15 protein-coding genes and 1 rRNA gene are annotated in these 15641 nt (G+C 57.0%); 7 read left to right on the top strand and 9 right to left on the bottom strand.

What is annotated here, in order from left to right:
* Positions 1 to 22: 22 nt before the first annotated feature.
* Positions 23 to 724, top strand: a complete 702-nt coding sequence (locus tag ACA060_RS26220) for a lipoate--protein ligase family protein (protein ID WP_497314046.1) — start codon at positions 23 to 25, stop codon at positions 722 to 724.
* Between the two features lie 10 nt (positions 725 to 734).
* Here ACA060_RS26220 and crp read toward each other — a convergent pair whose 3' ends face one another.
* Positions 735 to 1379 carry a cAMP-activated global transcriptional regulator CRP gene (crp, locus tag ACA060_RS26215; protein WP_008027103.1) on the bottom strand — a complete coding sequence of 215 codons (645 nt, stop codon included), beginning with the start codon at positions 1377 to 1379 and terminating at the stop codon, positions 735 to 737.
* A 234-nt stretch (positions 1380 to 1613) separates the two neighbouring features.
* Between crp and ACA060_RS26210 the strand changes: the two genes are divergently transcribed.
* Positions 1614 to 2036: an OsmC family protein gene (locus ACA060_RS26210; protein ID WP_007994936.1), complete on the top strand. Its 423-nt coding sequence runs from the start codon at positions 1614 to 1616 to the stop codon at positions 2034 to 2036.
* Positions 2037 to 2273: 237 nt separating this feature from the next.
* Complete coding sequence (gene speD / locus ACA060_RS26205) at positions 2274 to 3068, top strand: adenosylmethionine decarboxylase (protein ID WP_109635282.1); 795 nt, start codon at positions 2274 to 2276, stop codon at positions 3066 to 3068.
* A gap of 119 nt (positions 3069 to 3187) precedes the next feature.
* Here speD and coq7 read toward each other — a convergent pair whose 3' ends face one another.
* The 6 genes from coq7 to hemJ all read right to left on the bottom strand — a co-directional run bounded on the left by coq7 (position 3188) and on the right by hemJ (position 7818).
* Positions 3188 to 3835, bottom strand: coding sequence for a 2-polyprenyl-3-methyl-6-methoxy-1,4-benzoquinone monooxygenase (gene coq7, locus ACA060_RS26200; RefSeq protein WP_497314044.1), 648 nt, complete (start codon positions 3833 to 3835; stop codon positions 3188 to 3190).
* Between the two features lie 217 nt (positions 3836 to 4052).
* Complete coding sequence (locus ACA060_RS26195; RefSeq protein ID WP_094470373.1) at positions 4053 to 4391, bottom strand: histidine triad nucleotide-binding protein; 339 nt, start codon at positions 4389 to 4391, stop codon at positions 4053 to 4055.
* Between the two features lie 81 nt (positions 4392 to 4472).
* Entirely contained in the window at positions 4473 to 5261 is a 789-nt protein-coding gene (locus tag ACA060_RS26190) for an SDR family NAD(P)-dependent oxidoreductase (RefSeq protein WP_109635278.1), read from the bottom strand.
* A gap of 95 nt (positions 5262 to 5356) precedes the next feature.
* Complete coding sequence (locus tag ACA060_RS26185; RefSeq protein WP_497314041.1) at positions 5357 to 6301, bottom strand: DUF805 domain-containing protein; 945 nt, start codon at positions 6299 to 6301, stop codon at positions 5357 to 5359.
* 92 nt (positions 6302 to 6393) lie between these two features.
* A complete protein-coding gene (locus tag ACA060_RS26180) occupies positions 6394 to 7362 on the bottom strand; it encodes an NAD(P)H-dependent flavin oxidoreductase (RefSeq protein WP_497314039.1) in 969 nt (322 codons plus the stop codon).
* A 27-nt stretch (positions 7363 to 7389) separates the two neighbouring features.
* Positions 7390 to 7818, bottom strand: a complete 429-nt coding sequence (gene hemJ / locus ACA060_RS26175) for a protoporphyrinogen oxidase HemJ (protein WP_109635272.1) — start codon at positions 7816 to 7818, stop codon at positions 7390 to 7392.
* Between the two features lie 135 nt (positions 7819 to 7953).
* Here hemJ and argC point away from each other — a divergent pair, with 135 nt between their 5' ends.
* Both argC and erpA read left to right on the top strand, forming a co-directional pair.
* Positions 7954 to 8988, top strand: a complete 1035-nt coding sequence (argC, locus tag ACA060_RS26170; RefSeq protein ID WP_109635271.1) for an N-acetyl-gamma-glutamyl-phosphate reductase — start codon at positions 7954 to 7956, stop codon at positions 8986 to 8988.
* Positions 8989 to 9156: 168 nt separating this feature from the next.
* Complete coding sequence (erpA, locus tag ACA060_RS26165; protein ID WP_007947969.1) at positions 9157 to 9507, top strand: iron-sulfur cluster insertion protein ErpA; 351 nt, start codon at positions 9157 to 9159, stop codon at positions 9505 to 9507.
* Between the two features lie 67 nt (positions 9508 to 9574).
* Here erpA and ACA060_RS26160 read toward each other — a convergent pair whose 3' ends face one another.
* A complete protein-coding gene (locus tag ACA060_RS26160) occupies positions 9575 to 10666 on the bottom strand; it encodes an anhydro-N-acetylmuramic acid kinase (protein ID WP_497314037.1) in 1092 nt (363 codons plus the stop codon).
* Positions 10667 to 10669: 3 nt separating this feature from the next.
* Positions 10670 to 12091, bottom strand: coding sequence for a peptidoglycan DD-metalloendopeptidase family protein (locus tag ACA060_RS26155; protein ID WP_497314035.1), 1422 nt, complete (start codon positions 12089 to 12091; stop codon positions 10670 to 10672).
* A 212-nt stretch (positions 12092 to 12303) separates the two neighbouring features.
* Here ACA060_RS26155 and tyrS point away from each other — a divergent pair, with 212 nt between their 5' ends.
* Together tyrS and ACA060_RS26145 are read left to right on the top strand one after the other, a co-directional pair.
* Positions 12304 to 13503, top strand: coding sequence for a tyrosine--tRNA ligase (gene tyrS, locus ACA060_RS26150; protein ID WP_497314033.1), 1200 nt, complete (start codon positions 12304 to 12306; stop codon positions 13501 to 13503).
* Between the two features lie 551 nt (positions 13504 to 14054).
* Positions 14055 to 15593 (top strand): 16S ribosomal RNA (locus ACA060_RS26145).
* The last annotated feature ends 48 nt before the right edge of the window (positions 15594 to 15641 follow it).

Raw genomic sequence — 15641 nt, 5'->3', positions numbered from 1 at the left:
TTTACGCCTAGTGGAGTAGCCCATGACTCAGCCGACCCATCTGACCGTCGAAGCCGGCCTGCAAGCCGAGCAAGACCTGCTGGCCCGTGTCTGCACCGGCGATTCAGACTTCGGCTTATTGTTCTGGCAACCCAGCGACCGCGCATTGGTCATGCCCCGACGTCTGAACCGCCTGCCAGGTTTCGAAGCCGCCTGTGAAGTATCAGCCGCCGCCGGTTGGCCAGTGCTGCTGCGTGAAACCGGTGGAGAGCCTGTGCCGCAATCGGCTTCCACTATCAATATCGCGCTGGTCTACGCACCCCCTCGCAGCGAAGGTGACCAGAACCGCATCGAAACCGCTTATCGCCGTCTCTGCGACCCGATCTGTCAGTTACTCGATGAGCTGGGCGGCGTATCTTCCTTGGGCGAAGTCGACGGTGCGTTCTGCGATGGCCGTTTCAACGTCAACCTCGACGGCCGTAAGATGGTCGGCACCGCTCAGCGCTGGCGCCAGAGTAAGGGTGGAGCGCGTCCAGTTGGATTGGTGCACGGTGCGTTGTTGCTGGATAACGAGCGTGAATCGATGGTCGCTGCGGTCAATCGCTTCAACGAAGCGTGCGGTCTTGAGCAGCGGGTGCGCGCCGAAAGCCACATTGCCCTGCATGAGAAGTTTGCCGCGCCCGATGCGCTCGGGCGGCTTGATGCGCTTTATCGCCAGCTGCTGGCGGACATGCTCGCCGCTTGAGTTTTCAAGCTTAGCGCGTACCGAAGACCACCATGGTCTTGCCTTTGACGTCCACCAGGTTGCGTTCTTCCAGATCCTTGAGCACGCGACCGACCATCTCCCGTGAACAACCGACAATCCGCCCGATTTCCTGACGGGTGACTTTGATCTGCATGCCGTCCGGGTGGGTCATGGCGTCCGGCTGTTTGCACAGTTCCAGCAGGCAACGGGCGACGCGGCCGGTTACGTCAAAGAAGGCCAAATCGCCGACCTTGCGCGTGGTATTACGCAGACGTTGTGCGATTTGTCCGCTGAGCACGTAAAGAATGTCTGGATCCTGCTGGGATAGTTCGCGGAATTTTGCGTAGCTGATTTCCGCCACTTCACACTCGATCTTCGCGCGTACCCAGGCGCTGCGTTCCTGCTCGAGCCCCGCTTGTTCAAACAGGCCCAACTCGCCGAAAAAGTCCCCGGAGTTCAGGTAGGCGATGATCATTTCGCGGCCGTCGTCATCCTCGATCAGGATCGTGACGGAACCCTTGATGATGAAGAACAGCGTTTCCGAGCGATCACCGGCGCAAATGATGTTGCTCTTGGCCGCATAACGACGGCGCTGGCAATGCATCAACAGCTTGTCGAGGTTCTTGATTTTGGGGGTTGGGGCAATAGCAACCATGGTTGTATCCCGAAAAGACTTCACGGTGTGTTTGATTTTTTATGAGTCGATGACGACGGATGCCAGCAAAGCTGGCTATGCGCCAGCGAATTGGCGCCAGCTTAACAGACACTTCTCGCAATATTCGAGAAATTACCTACGGTTCGGATGGTTATGCCCTACGAATGCAGGGCGCTGTAGATCAGGGGCCCTGTGCTAAGCTGGCGACCCTTTTTTAAGCAGTGGAGTCTGGCGATGAAGGCACGCATCCAATGGGCTGGCGAAGCCATGTTCCTCGGTGAATCCGGCAGCGGTCACGTCGTGGTCATGGACGGTCCGCCCGATGCAGGCGGTCGTAACCTGGGTGTCCGGCCGATGGAAATGCTCCTGCTGGGTGTTGGCGGTTGCAGCAATTTCGACGTGGTCAGCATCCTCAAAAAGTCCCGTCAGGCCGTCGAAAGCTGTGAAGCCTTCCTCGAAGCCGAGCGTGCGACCGAAGATCCGAAAGTCTTCACCAGGATCCACATGCACTTCGTGGTCAAGGGCCGCGGGCTGAAAGAAGCCCAGGTCAAACGCGCTATCGAACTGTCAGCGGAGAAGTATTGCTCGGCGTCGATCATGCTCGGCGCGGCTGGCGTGGCGATTACCCACGACTACGAGATCATCGAACTCGGTTGAATCGACATTCAACTATCATAAAAGCAGTGCAGACTCTGGCGATCCCAAGCTGACGTCTGCATAATGCGCCACTTTTTTCAGGGTAGTGGCCCGTCTTCGACGGCTGCAAACCCGAACAGACAACCAAAATCGCCATCGCGAAGAGGTGTTAACCGTCCTACGCAGCTGCGTTGTTCGCATCTGACGGGCATGCTTGATCACGCGGCCCGGGCCGCAATACATAGAGAGTTTTTAACGGTGAAAAGCAAACTCAAGCTCCACGGGTTCAATAACCTGACAAAGACCTTGAGCTTCAACATCTATGACATCTGCTACGCGGAAACCCCGCAAGACCAACAGGCTTACGTCGAGTACATCAATAAAGAGTACAACGCGAAACGCCTGACGCAGATCCTCACAGAAGTTGTCGATATCATTGGTGCCAACATCCTGAACATTGCCAGTCAGGACTATGAACCCCAGGGCGCCAGCGTCACGATTCTGATCTCTGAAGAGCCGGTAACCCCGACCGACAGCCAGATCGAAGAGTCGCCGGGCCCGTTGCCCGAGATTATCCTGGCCCACCTCGACAAGAGCCACATCACGGTGCACACCTACCCGGAAATCCATCCGGACGATGGCATTGCGACCTTCCGTGTGGACATTGACGTGTCGACCTGTGGCGTCATTTCACCGCTCAAGGCGCTCAACTTCCTGATTCACCAGTTCGATTCGGACATCGTGACCGTGGATTATCGCGTGCGCGGTTTCACTCGTGACGTGGAAGGCAACAAGCACTTCATCGATCACGAGATCAACTCGATTCAGAACTACCTCTCCGACGACACCCGCGACGCGTACCAGATGACCGACGTGAACGTGTACCAGGAAAACCTGTTCCACACCAAGATGCTGTTGAAGAACTTCGAACTGGACAACTACTTGTTTGGCGACGCCACCAACAGCCTGTCCTCCGAGCAGCGAGCTCAGGTAACCGACCGTGTGAAACACGAAATGCTGGAAATCTTCTACGCGCGCAACATGCCTAACTAAGATTTTCGAGCACAAAAAAAGGCGACTCCCTCACGGCAGTCGCCTTTTTCATGTCTGTCGCAAAATCCCCTGTAGGAGCGAGCCTGCTCGCGAAGAGACCTTGTCAGGCAATGCATCTATCAGATCCGATAAGTACTCTTGGTCATCACTTTTGCCAACAAACCCATCCCGAATTTCACCGGCGCCGGAAAACGAAAACCTCCGGCATCCAGCGCACTCTCGGCATGATGTTCTTCATCAATCCGCATCTGCTCAAGAATCGCCCGGGACTTTTCATCTTCTTCCGGCAATTGCTCAAGGTGCTCATTCAAGTGTTTGCACACCTGATGCTCGGTCGCGGCAACGAAACCCAGGCTGACCTTGTCGCTGATCAATCCAGCCACCGCGCCAATTCCGAACGACATGCCGTAGAACAGCGGGTTGAGAATGCTGGTGTGGCTGCCCAGCTGTTTGATGCGTTGCTCGCACCAAACCAGGTGATCGATTTCTTCCTCGGCAGCATGTTCCATGGCGGCGCGCACATGCGGCAACTTGGCCGTCAGGGCCTGCCCCTGATACAGCGCCTGGGCGCAGACTTCGCCGGTATGGTTGATGCGCATCAAGCCAGCAACGTGGCGGGTGTCTTCGTCACTCATTTGCGCATCCGGCTGCACGATGGCGGGCGACGGACGGTACGGCTGGCCACTGAAGGGCAGCAAGGTACGCATCGCGGCATCGGCTTGCAGCAGAAGGCGGTCAATCGGCGAGTAGTGACGCTGGGTAGTCATGCTGACCTCCGGGAAGAATCTCGGCGGCCAGTTTAACCCAATCGGCCGGGGAAGGTTTGCGCTGGGTCATTGTGAAGCAGTTGCTGAGCTACGAGCCTTTGTGGAATCGGCGGTGCGGCGATCCGACTTGCTCGCGAAGGCAGTGTGTCATGCAACGTTGATGTCGACTGACATATCGCTTTCGCGAGCAAGCCCGCTCCCACAAGGTTTGCTGCAATCAGCCCGGCGGCCAGTGCATCTGGCGCTGACCCAACACATGCATATGAATGTGATAGACCGTCTGTCCACCCAGTTCATTGCAGTTCATGACCACACGGAAACCTTCCTCGCAGCCGAGTTCCAGGGCCAGGCGTTGGGCGGTGAACAGGATATGTCCGGCCAATGCCTTGTCGTCCTCGGTGAGGTCGTTGAGGGTGCGCACCGCTTTTTTCGGGATGACCAGAAAATGCACCGGTGCCTGTGGGGCGATGTCGTGGAAGGCCAGTACCTGGTCGTCCTCGTAAATGATTTTTGCCGGGATTTCCCGGTTGATGATCTTGGTGAACAGAGTATCCACAGCTGTTTTCTCCGTTGTTGGGGCTGGCCTGAGTGTACTCATGGGTTATCCCCGAGCCCAGCCTTTTACCTTGAGGCCTGGTCAGCGCGGACAGTAGGCCTTGTTGACCATGCCCGCGATTGTCCGGTTCAGCCAGCGAGAGCCGAGCCGCGGCAGGAAGGCACGCCAGCGGTTCCCCCGACCCGGAATAATGATTGCCCGATTTTTCTCCAGGGCTCGCACGGTATACAGCGCAACCTCTTCTGGACTCATCAGCAGGTTGCTGTCGGCCAGTTTGCCGGTGTTCAACTGCGCAGTGCGGAAGAAGCCGGTACGTGTCGGGCCGGGGCAAAGCACCGAGACCTTGACTGCGCACTTCTTCAGCTCGACGCGCAGCCCTTCGGAAAAGTGCAGCACATAGGCTTTGCTGGCGTAATAGGTGCTCATCCACGGGCCGGGATGGAATGCCGCCATTGAAGCGACGTTCAGAATCTGCCCGCCACCCTGCAAGGCCATGCTGTTACCGATGGCATGGCACAAGCGGGTGAGGGCCAGGATGTTCACTTCGATCAGGTCCTGCTCGGTCATCCAGTCTTGGGCCAGAAATGGCCCGCAGGTGCCGATGCCCGCGCAGTTGACCAGCAAATCGATTTGCCGGTCACCTTCTTCCAGTTCCAGCAGGAACCCGGACAGCCGTAGCGGTTCACCGAGGTCACAGGCGCGGAACAGCACTTCCACGCCAAACCGTTGGGTCAATTCGATTGCAATACTTTCCAGCTGATCACGCTGTCGGGCCACCAGTATCAGGCTGCGGCCACGGCGGGCCAGCGCTTCGGCCATCGCCAGGCCGATGCCGCTGGAAGCGCCGGTGATCAGAGCGTAACGGGTCATGCAGTTCTCCATCGCAACAGCTCCGCGCCGGCGACGCGGGTGTCACGGGCGGGGAGCGCTGTTCATTCTTTCGCAGAGTCTACAGGGGCCGGGGCTTATTCGGCTTCTTCCTCTGCGGAATCCGCTGCTTGCTCCGCCTCTTGCGCCGGCTCGACTTCAATTTCTTCGGTAATCACCGAGCTGCTGTCGTAGCTGGTTTCGGCCGCGGTTTCATATTCTTCCTGAATAGCCGTCAAGCCTCCGGCCAGTGCGCCAATAAAGACGATGGCAATCAACACGACCCACAGCGAAGACAGCACTTTGACCGCGGTGGTGTTAGGTGGAGGCGGCGCGCCGTATTGATTGGCGATGTTGGTGCCCGGGGCGATCATGATCACGAACGGGAAGAAGCTGCCCACGAACGGGACCAGGTTCAGCAGCCAGAGCCAGCCGGACCAGCCGATGTCATGCAGGCGCTGAACGCTGATCTGAATGCTCACGACCGCCATGGCAATGAACAGGATGAACGCCACCAGGCCACCGAGAATCAGGCCTGCGGTTGAATCGGCGCTGATGATGGCGAAGGCAAAAATGGCCAGTACCGAACCGACGGCCAGCGTGACCAGCGTCAGGGCCATCGTCCAGGCAAGATAGCGCAAACGACCGATGCGGCCTTCAACGCTGAATGGCTTGAGTGTGGCGTATTCTGGCAGGGCTTCACCGACGGTAGCCCGAGGCGGGGCGTAAGGGGATGCCGGGTCGGCGAATCCGGATGGGCTGCTGACGGGCCGGTGTTCGTGAGCATCGGCCAGGTTCAGCTCTATGGACGGCTCGCTTTCGATGCGAGCATCGATGCCGGTTTTCGTCAGCGCCTGAAGGTAGGTTTGCGCGTCGGCGTGCGACAGGTCTTTCTTGAGCGTAACCGTCTTGCCAGTGAACAGCCGTTCGACCGCAGCGACTTCACTTTTGTATAGCTCGGCCAGCTTCTGTTTGGCGGTGGTGACGTTAACGCCTGGCAGCAGAGCGCCGTCGAACACGATCTTGAAACGGTTGTCGCTCATTGCGAGGCATCCTTGTCGCGAGTTTTTGAATGAGGAAATGTTACAGGCGTGGAGTGTAAGGCCAGCCGGGGCGGGCTGGCCAAACTTTCATCTCAGCGCGGCCAGCGTTTAGGCAGCTGTGCCGCCAGTTCCAGTGCCTTGCGATATTCCGCGTCCAGTCGAGCGACCAGTTGATCGACGCTTGGCAAATCATCGATTTCCCCGACACCCTGGCCTGCAGACCACACGGTTTTCCAGGCTTTGGCTTCATCGCTGATCGGCTTGAGTTTGGAGCCGAAGTCGACCTCGCCCTTGCCTTGCAACGCGGCCATGTCGAAACCGGCGGCCTCCAGGCTTTGACGCATGAAGCTTGCCGGTACGCCTGACACCGCTGGCGTATGGACGATGTCCGCGGCTCTGGCAGTCAGCAACATCTCTTTGTAAGCGTCAGGCGCATGACTTTCCGTCGTGCCGATAAATCGCGTACCGAAGTAGGCCAGATCCGCACCGAGCAATTGCGCGGCAAGAATTTCGTGACCATGGTTAAGGCAGCCTGCCAGCAGCAGGGTTTTGTCGAAGAACTGGCGAATCTCGGCAATCAGCGAGAACGGGCTCCAGGTCCCGGCATGTCCACCGGCGCCTGCTGCCACGGCGATCAAACCGTCCACACCGGCCTCGGCGGCTTTTTCGGCATGGCGACGGGTCGTCACGTCATGAAACACCAGGCCGCCATAGCTGTGAACGGCATCGACTACTTCTTTCACAGCGCCGAGGCTGGTGATCACGATCGGCACTTTATGCTCGATGCAGATCGCAAGGTCTGCTTGCAGTCGTGGGTTGGTGTTGTGGACGATCAGGTTCACGGCGTAAGGCGCAGGATTCTCCAGTGTCGCCAACCCTGCCTCGATCTCTTCCAGCCAGGCCTTGAAGCCGCTGCTCTCGCGCTGGTTCAGTGCGGGAAAACTGCCGACCACGCCGTTACGGCAGCAGGCGAGCACCAATTGCGGATTGGAAATCAGAAACATCGGCGCAGCCACTACGGGCAGGCGCAAACGTTGTTCGAGCAAAGCGGGCAGCGACATTGGAAGTACCCCGGTGAGTTGTGCTTATTAGAACGGCCGAACAACGACCAGAATTACGATAGCCAGCAATATCAGAACCGGCACTTCATTGAACCAGCGATAAAAGACATGGCTGCGGGTGTTTTCGCCACGGGCAAAACGTTTCACCTGCGCGCCGCACATATGGTGGTAGCCGATCAGGATCACCACCAGCGTCAGCTTGGCGTGAATCCAGGCGCCCTGGCTGAAGATGCTTGGGTTAAGCCAGATCAGCGCGATACCGAAAATCAGCGTGGCGATCATCGCCGGGCCCATGATGCCGCGGTACAGCTTGCGCTCCATGAGGCTGAAGCGTTCCTTGCTGACGGTATCCTCGCTTTGGGCGTGATAAACGAACAGGCGCGGCAGGTAAAACAGGCCGGCAAACCAGCAGACCATGCTGATGATATGAAGCGCTTTGAGCCACAGATAAAGCATTTTTAGTTATTCCCAGGTTCACGGTAGCCCGAATAGTAGAGGCTTGACTGTCCGCACGTCACCTAAGCGGTTGTCGCAGGGCCGCGCGGCCCCTATTATCGACGGCTTTCCAGTGGGTTCGTTGAGGGCAGGTATATGGTCAAGGTCGGTATCGTCGGCGGCACGGGTTACACCGGTGTCGAACTGCTGCGTCTGTTGGCACAGCATCCGCAAGCTGAAGTGGTCGTGATCACTTCCCGATCCGAGGCCGGTCTGGCCGTGGCTGACATGTACCCGAACCTGCGAGGCCACTACGACGGCCTGGCGTTCAGCGTTCCGGACATCAAGACACTGGGCGCCTGTGATGTGGTGTTCTTCGCCACGCCGCACGGTGTTGCCCATGCGCTGGCTGGCGAATTGCTGGCGGCCGGGACCAAGGTCATCGACCTGTCGGCGGACTTCCGCCTGCAAGACTCGGTTGAATGGGCCAAGTGGTACGGCCAGCCGCACGGTGCGCCGGAACTGCTGGAGGAAGCGGTCTACGGTCTGCCGGAAGTCAATCGCGAGCAGATCAAGGATGCTCGCCTGATCGCCGTGCCGGGTTGCTATCCAACGGCTACGCAATTGGGTTTCCTGCCATTGCTCGAAGCCGGGCTGGCCGATACCACGCGTTTGATCGCTGACTGCAAATCCGGTGTCAGCGGTGCGGGCCGTGGTGCTTCGGTCGGTTCGCTGTACTCCGAGACGTCGGAAAGCATGAAAGCCTATTCCGTCAAAGGTCACCGTCACTTGCCGGAAATCCGCCAGGGTCTGCGTCGCGCAGCGGGCAAGGACGTCGGTCTGACCTTCGTTCCGCACCTGACGCCAATGATTCGCGGCATTCATTCGACACTGTATGCGACTGTCGTGGATCGCTCGGTGGATCTGCAGGCGTTGTTTGAAAAGCGCTACGCCAACGAACCGTTCGTCGATGTGATGCCGGCCGGCAGCCATCCGGAAACCCGCAGCGTGCGCGGCGCCAACGTCTGCCGTATCGCGGTGCATCGTCCGCAGGACGGTGATCTGGTGGTGGTTTTGTCGGTGATCGATAACCTGGTCAAAGGTGCGTCGGGTCAGGCGGTGCAGAACCTGAACATTCTGTTCGGGCTGGATGAGCGCTTGGGCCTGTCCCACGCCGGCATGCTGCCGTAAGGTTTTACCCCGTTCAGCAAAAAGGCCCGTCTGACGGGCCTTTTTGCATTTAGAACCGGCAATCGGGTTTATTGATATACCGTAACAATAGTTGACCAATTTTCTAGGAGAAGCGGATAATGCGCGTCATCACGCATTATGGCGGCGTAACGCCGGGAGATAGTCAGCATGAGCGTCGAATCCTTCACCCCCACCGCTTTGCAATTCACCCACGGTGCCGCGCACAAGGTGAAGAGCCTGGTCGATGAAGAGGGGAATGATCGCTTGAAGCTGCGCGTATTCGTTACGGGCGGCGGTTGTTCAGGTTTTCAGTACGGCTTCACCTTCGATGAAGAAGTGGCCGATGACGACACCATCGTCGAGCGCGAAGGTGTGAGTCTGGTCGTAGATCCAATGAGCTTCCAGTATCTGGCGGGCGCCGAGGTGGATTATCAGGAAGGTCTGGAAGGTTCGCGTTTCGTGATCAAGAATCCGAACGCCAGCACCACGTGTGGTTGCGGCTCTTCGTTCTCGATCTGATCGCGCTTCACCGCATCATCAAGCGCCGCATGGCTTCAGGGCTTTGCGGCGTTTTGCTGTGTTGCGTTTATGTCGGGTAGATGGCGCCGAGTACGCGCAGGCCGCGGGCGCCGGTGACGCTTGGGCGATTGGCGGCGACGCCTTCCAGGCAGCAATGGGCCAGCCAGGCGAAGGCCATGGCTTCAACCCAGTCCGGATCCACGCCGTAGGCGGCGGTGCTGCTGACTGTCGCGTTGGGTAGCAGGCTGGCCAGGCGCTTCATCAGTGTGGCGTTATGGGCGCCGCCACCGCAGACCAACAGTTCCTGAGTATTCGATTGAGCGTGCTGCAGCGATTCGACGATGGTCAGTGCGGTCAGCTCAAGCAGGGTTGCTTGCACGTCTTCAGCGGCGAAGGTCGGGAGCTTCGAGAGATGTTGTGTCAGCCATGGCAGGTTGAACACTTCGCGACCGGTGCTTTTCGGGCCTTTGGTCACGAAGAACGGATCACTCAGCAATTCATACAGCAGAACCGGTTCAACCTTGCCACTGGCCGCCCATTGGCCGTCGCGATCAAAGTTGTCGCCGCGTTGCTGATGAATCCACGCATCCAGTAGAACGTTGCCTGGGCCGCAGTCAAAGCCGGCGACAGGCTTGCCGGGTTCGATCAGGCTGAGGTTGCTGAATCCGCCAACGTTCAGCACCGCACGATTACCGGCACGTTCATCAAACAACGCTTCGTGAAAGGCTGGAACCAGCGGTGCACCTTGTCCGCCGGCGGCCACGTCACGGCTGCGGAAGTCGCTGACCACGGTGATGCCGGTCAGCTCGGTCAATAGGGCAGGGTTTCCTATCTGTACGGTGAAGCCGCGCGCCGGTTCATGGCGAATGGTCTGGCCGTGGCTGCCAATCGCTCGAATGTCTTCGGGTTTCAGGTTGTGTTGTTGGAGGAGGGTGTTAATGCCCTGAGCGGCCAGTTTCACCCAGTTCTGTTGAGCGATGGCGGAGCGGGCAATCTCGTCCGGGCCGCTGGCGCACAAGCCAAGCAGCTCGGTGCGCAGGGAATCAGGCATGGGAGTGTAGTGCGTGGCGATCAAGATGATCGCCGGGGTCAGCTCGATCAGCGCAATGTCCAAGCCATCTAGGCTGGTCCCGGACATCACACCTATATAGAGCGTCATGATTTAGCGCTTCGAAGCCAGCATAGTGGACTTCTCTTGATCCATGCGGGCCATCAACGGCTGACTCTGCGCAAGGAAGCGTGCGCGTTCCCCTTTGGAGATTGGATCGGCCATCGCAACTTTCTGGCCCAGTGGGTCGACGTGCACGCCATTGACCTGGAACTCATAGTGCAAGTGCGGGCCGGTGGAGAGCCCGGTTGTGCCGATATATCCGATCACCTGGCCTTGCTTGACGCTGCCGCCAGTCTTGATGCCTTTGGCGAAGCCTTGCATGTGGCCGTACAGCGTGCGGTAGGTGTTCCCATGCTGGATAATCACGGTATTGCCGTAGCCACCACGGCGACCGGCCAGCAATACTTTGCCGTCACCGGCTGCTTTGATCGGGGTACCGCGTGGTGCTGCGTAATCGACACCTTTGTGGGCGCGGATTTTGTTCAGGATCGGGTGTTTGCGGCCCATGGAGAATTTCGAGCTGATGCGGGCGAAGTCTACCGGCGTGCGGATAAACGCCTTGCGCATGCTATTGCCGTCAGCGGTGTAGTAGCTGCTGTTGCCTTGTTTGTTGGTGTAACGCACGGCGGTGTAGGTTTTGCCGCGGTTGGTGAAACGTGCGGAAAGGATCGGGCCGTTGCCGACAGCCTTGCCGTTGACGACTTTCTGCTCGTAGATCACATCGAACTCGTCGCCCTGGCGAATATCCTGGGCGAAGTCGACGTCATAGCCAAACACGCTGGCCATGTCCATGGTCAGGCTGTGGGAAAGGCCGGCGCGCGCGGCAGACTGCGACAGCGAGCTGTTGATCACGCCATGAACGTAGGCGGAGCGCACGGTAGGCTTGGCGGTAATGCGGTTGAACGTATAACCCTTATCATTCTTGGTCAGAGTGATGCTTTCGAGGTCACTGACCTTGCTGTGCAGATTGGTCAGTTGGCCGTCGGGGGCGAGTTCGAATTCGAGTTTCTGGCCGTGTTTGAGCTGGCTGAATTGCTTGGCCTGTTTATCGCTGGCCAGTACTTCATGCACTGAAGTGGCGGGGAGGCCGACTTTCTCAAACAGCGTGGACAGCGTATCGCCTTTGGAAACGATCACTTCCCTGTGGTTTGGCGCCTTCTTTTCTTCGACGACAGGCGTCGGTGCAGGCTCGGCCTGGGCGGTTTCCTGAGGTTCTTCGGCGCTGTTTTCGATCTGCGCGAAAGGCGAGGCTGCCGGCTCATTTGTGGCTTGGACGGCTTCAGCAGCGTCTTGATCTTGTGTCAGTTGTTCAGCAGGACTTTCCAGTTCAAGACTCAGCGTTGTCTTTTTGGCTTCTACATCACTGGAAGGGAATACCAGAAGCGCCAGGCTCAGAAGAGCGGCGATACCGCTTGCTGCGAGCAGGTGGGTCTTCGGGTAAAGCGGTGGCGCTTTAGACGATTCTTTGGTCATAGGTAATTTTTGACTTTGAAAAAGATGAATTGGAAAAGATGAATGACATGATGAAGATGAAATAACTGTATAAAATATAACCAAATCATCTCTGAAGCAAGTCCGCGGTCACTCTGTCAGCGGATTGGCGTCATCGCGCCGGCCAAACTTTGTATTTGACGCGTGATCTTGTATGGTTGGTCCCCTTTGAATTCGAGCCTTGCGGGTCTGTTATGAAGTCGGTTGAAGAGCAGCTAGCGCTGATTAAACGTGGTGCGGAAGAACTGTTGGTCGAGTCCGAGCTGATCGAAAAGCTCAAGCGTGGCCAACCGCTACGTATTAAGGCAGGCTTCGATCCGACTGCGCCGGATTTGCACTTGGGTCATACCGTGCTTATTAATAAGCTGCGCCAGTTCCAGGAGCTGGGGCATCAGGTGATCTTCCTTATAGGTGACTTCACCGGGATGATCGGTGATCCAAGCGGCAAGAGCGCGACGCGTCCTCCGCTCACCCGTGAGCAGGTTCTCGAGAATGCCGAGACCTACAAGACTCAAGTCTTCAAGATTCTTGATCCAGCCAAGACGGAAGTAGCGTTCAACTCCACCTGGATGGATCAGATGGGGCCAGCAGACTTCATTCGTCTGACTTCGCAATACACAGTGGCTCGCATGCTTGAGCGCGACGACTTCGACAAGCGCTACACCACCAATCAGCCAATCGCCATTCACGAGTTCCTTTATCCGTTGGTTCAAGGGTATGACTCGGTCGCTTTGCGCGCGGATGTCGAGTTGGGCGGTACCGACCAGAAGTTCAACCTGCTTATGGGGCGTGAGCTGCAGCGCAGTTATGGTCAAGAGGCTCAATGCATTCTGACCATGCCGCTGCTCGAAGGTCTGGATGGCGTGAAGAAGATGTCCAAGTCCTTGGGCAACTACGTCGGTATCCAGGAGGCGCCGGGTGTCATGTACGGCAAGCTGGTCTCGATTCCGGACGCGCTGATGTGGCGCTACTTCGAATTGCTCAGCTTCCGCTCCATGGATGAGATAAATGCATTCCGTGCGGATGTCGAGGCGGGCGCCAATCCGCGTGATATCAAAATCAAACTGGCTGAAGAGATCGTTGCGCGTTTTCATGGTGAAGAGGCTGCGGCCAATGCTCACCGTGCGGCGGGCAACCGTATGAAGGATGGCGAGCTACCGGACGATCTGCCAGAGATCGAACTGATCGCTGCTGAAGACATGCCAATTGCTGCTGTCCTTAATAAGGCTGGCCTGGTCAAGAACTCGGCTGTCGCGAGAGACCTGTTGGGTTCCGGTGGTGTGCGTATAGATGGCGAGGTTGTCGATCGCACCTTTATGTATGTATTGGGCGCGACCCATGTTTGCCAGGCTGGAAAGAAGGCATTTGCGCGTATTACGCTCAAATCCGAATAAACCTGAAATCAGGGGTTGACGGCAGATTCTGGAAGTCTATAATTCGCCCCACTTCCGGCGCAGTCGAAACGGAAAACTCCTTGGTAAACAAAGAGTTACGCAGTTTTCGACAGCGGGTTGCTTCAGGTCATCGAAGCCCAGAAGGAGTTGATCAAGCGGGTTTGTGTGGCTTGATTGACGGTTCGATCTTCTCGGTCGAAAGCGGAGAAAAAGAGGTGTTGACAGCAGCGAGTAACGCTGTAGAATTCGCCTCCCGCTAACGAGAGATCGGAAGCGCAAGTGGTTGAAGTTGCAAAGGAAACTTTGAAACTTCTGAAAATAACCGCTTGACAGCAACAGAGGCTGCTGTAGAATGCGCGCCTCGGTTGAGACGAAAGATCTTAACCAACCGCTCTTTAACAACTGAATCAAGCAATTCGTGTGGGTGCTTGTGGAGTCAGACTGATAGTCAACAAGATTATCAGCATCACAAGTTACTCCGCGAGAAATCAAAGATGTAACCAACGATTGCTGAGCCAAGTTTAGGGTTTCTTAAAAACCCAAAGATGTTTGAACTGAAGAGTTTGATCATGGCTCAGATTGAACGCTGGCGGCAGGCCTAACACATGCAAGTCGAGCGGCAGCACGGGTACTTGTACCTGGTGGCGAGCGGCGGACGGGTGAGTAATGCCTAGGAATCTGCCTGGTAGTGGGGGATAACGCTCGGAAACGGACGCTAATACCGCATACGTCCTACGGGAGAAAGCAGGGGACCTTCGGGCCTTGCGCTATCAGATGAGCCTAGGTCGGATTAGCTAGTTGGTGAGGTAATGGCTCACCAAGGCGACGATCCGTAACTGGTCTGAGAGGATGATCAGTCACACTGGAACTGAGACACGGTCCAGACTCCTACGGGAGGCAGCAGTGGGGAATATTGGACAATGGGCGAAAGCCTGATCCAGCCATGCCGCGTGTGTGAAGAAGGTCTTCGGATTGTAAAGCACTTTAAGTTGGGAGGAAGGGCATTTACCTAATACGTAAGTGTTTTGACGTTACCGACAGAATAAGCACCGGCTAACTCTGTGCCAGCAGCCGCGGTAATACAGAGGGTGCAAGCGTTAATCGGAATTACTGGGCGTAAAGCGCGCGTAGGTGGTTTGTTAAGTTGGATGTGAAATCCCCGGGCTCAACCTGGGAACTGCATTCAAAACTGACAAGCTAGAGTATGGTAGAGGGTGGTGGAATTTCCTGTGTAGCGGTGAAATGCGTAGATATAGGAAGGAACACCAGTGGCGAAGGCGACCACCTGGACTGATACTGACACTGAGGTGCGAAAGCGTGGGGAGCAAACAGGATTAGATACCCTGGTAGTCCACGCCGTAAACGATGTCAACTAGCCGTTGGGAGCCTTGAGCTCTTAGTGGCGCAGCTAACGCATTAAGTTGACCGCCTGGGGAGTACGGCCGCAAGGTTAAAACTCAAATGAATTGACGGGGGCCCGCACAAGCGGTGGAGCATGTGGTTTAATTCGAAGCAACGCGAAGAACCTTACCAGGCCTTGACATCCAATGAACTTTCCAGAGATGGATTGGTGCCTTCGGGAACATTGAGACAGGTGCTGCATGGCTGTCGTCAGCTCGTGTCGTGAGATGTTGGGTTAAGTCCCGTAACGAGCGCAACCCTTGTCCTTAGTTACCAGCACGTAATGGTGGGCACTCTAAGGAGACTGCCGGTGACAAACCGGAGGAAGGTGGGGATGACGTCAAGTCATCATGGCCCTTACGGCCTGGGCTACACACGTGCTACAATGGTCGGTACAGAGGGTTGCCAAGCCGCGAGGTGGAGCTAATCCCAGAAAACCGATCGTAGTCCGGATCGCAGTCTGCAACTCGACTGCGTGAAGTCGGAATCGCTAGTAATCGCGAATCAGAATGTCGCGGTGAATACGTTCCCGGGCCTTGTACACACCGCCCGTCACACCATGGGAGTGGGTTGCACCAGAAGTAGCTAGTCTAACCTTCGGGAGGACGGTTACCACGGTGTGATTCATGACTGGGGTGAAGTCGTAACAAGGTAGCCGTAGGGGAACCTGCGGCTGGATCACCTCCTTAATCGACGACATCAGCTGCTCCATAAGTTCCCACACGAATTGCTTGATT

The sequence above is a fragment of the Pseudomonas sp. LBUM1671 genome (assembly GCF_059695685.1).
Note: the sequence above shows the minus strand (reverse complement) of the source record. Positions and strands in the feature narration are given on the sequence as shown.

Bases quoted from the DNA above. Each gene is read 5' to 3' on its own strand.
- ACA060_RS26210 (WP_007994936.1), top strand. From the start codon at position 1,614: ATGAAGGCACGCATCCAATGGGCTGGCGAAGCCATGTTCCTCGGTGAA.
- crp (WP_008027103.1), bottom strand. From the start codon at position 1,379: ATGGTTGCTATTGCCCCAACCCCCAAAATCAAGAACCTCGACAAGCTG.
- ACA060_RS26180 (WP_497314039.1), bottom strand. From the start codon at position 7,362: ATGTCGCTGCCCGCTTTGCTCGAACAACGTTTGCGCCTGCCCGTAGTG.
- argC (WP_109635271.1), top strand. From the start codon at position 7,954: ATGGTCAAGGTCGGTATCGTCGGCGGCACGGGTTACACCGGTGTCGAA.
- ACA060_RS26220 (WP_497314046.1), top strand. From the start codon at position 23: ATGACTCAGCCGACCCATCTGACCGTCGAAGCCGGCCTGCAAGCCGAG.
- ACA060_RS26155 (WP_497314035.1), bottom strand. From the start codon at position 12,091: ATGACCAAAGAATCGTCTAAAGCGCCACCGCTTTACCCGAAGACCCAC.
- ACA060_RS26185 (WP_497314041.1), bottom strand. From the start codon at position 6,301: ATGAGCGACAACCGTTTCAAGATCGTGTTCGACGGCGCTCTGCTGCCA.
- hemJ (WP_109635272.1), bottom strand. From the start codon at position 7,818: ATGCTTTATCTGTGGCTCAAAGCGCTTCATATCATCAGCATGGTCTGC.
- ACA060_RS26160 (WP_497314037.1), bottom strand. From the start codon at position 10,666: ATGACGCTCTATATAGGTGTGATGTCCGGGACCAGCCTAGATGGCTTG.
- tyrS (WP_497314033.1), top strand. From the start codon at position 12,304: ATGAAGTCGGTTGAAGAGCAGCTAGCGCTGATTAAACGTGGTGCGGAA.
- erpA (WP_007947969.1), top strand. From the start codon at position 9,157: ATGAGCGTCGAATCCTTCACCCCCACCGCTTTGCAATTCACCCACGGT.
- ACA060_RS26190 (WP_109635278.1), bottom strand. From the start codon at position 5,261: ATGACCCGTTACGCTCTGATCACCGGCGCTTCCAGCGGCATCGGCCTG.
- coq7 (WP_497314044.1), bottom strand. From the start codon at position 3,835: ATGACTACCCAGCGTCACTACTCGCCGATTGACCGCCTTCTGCTGCAA.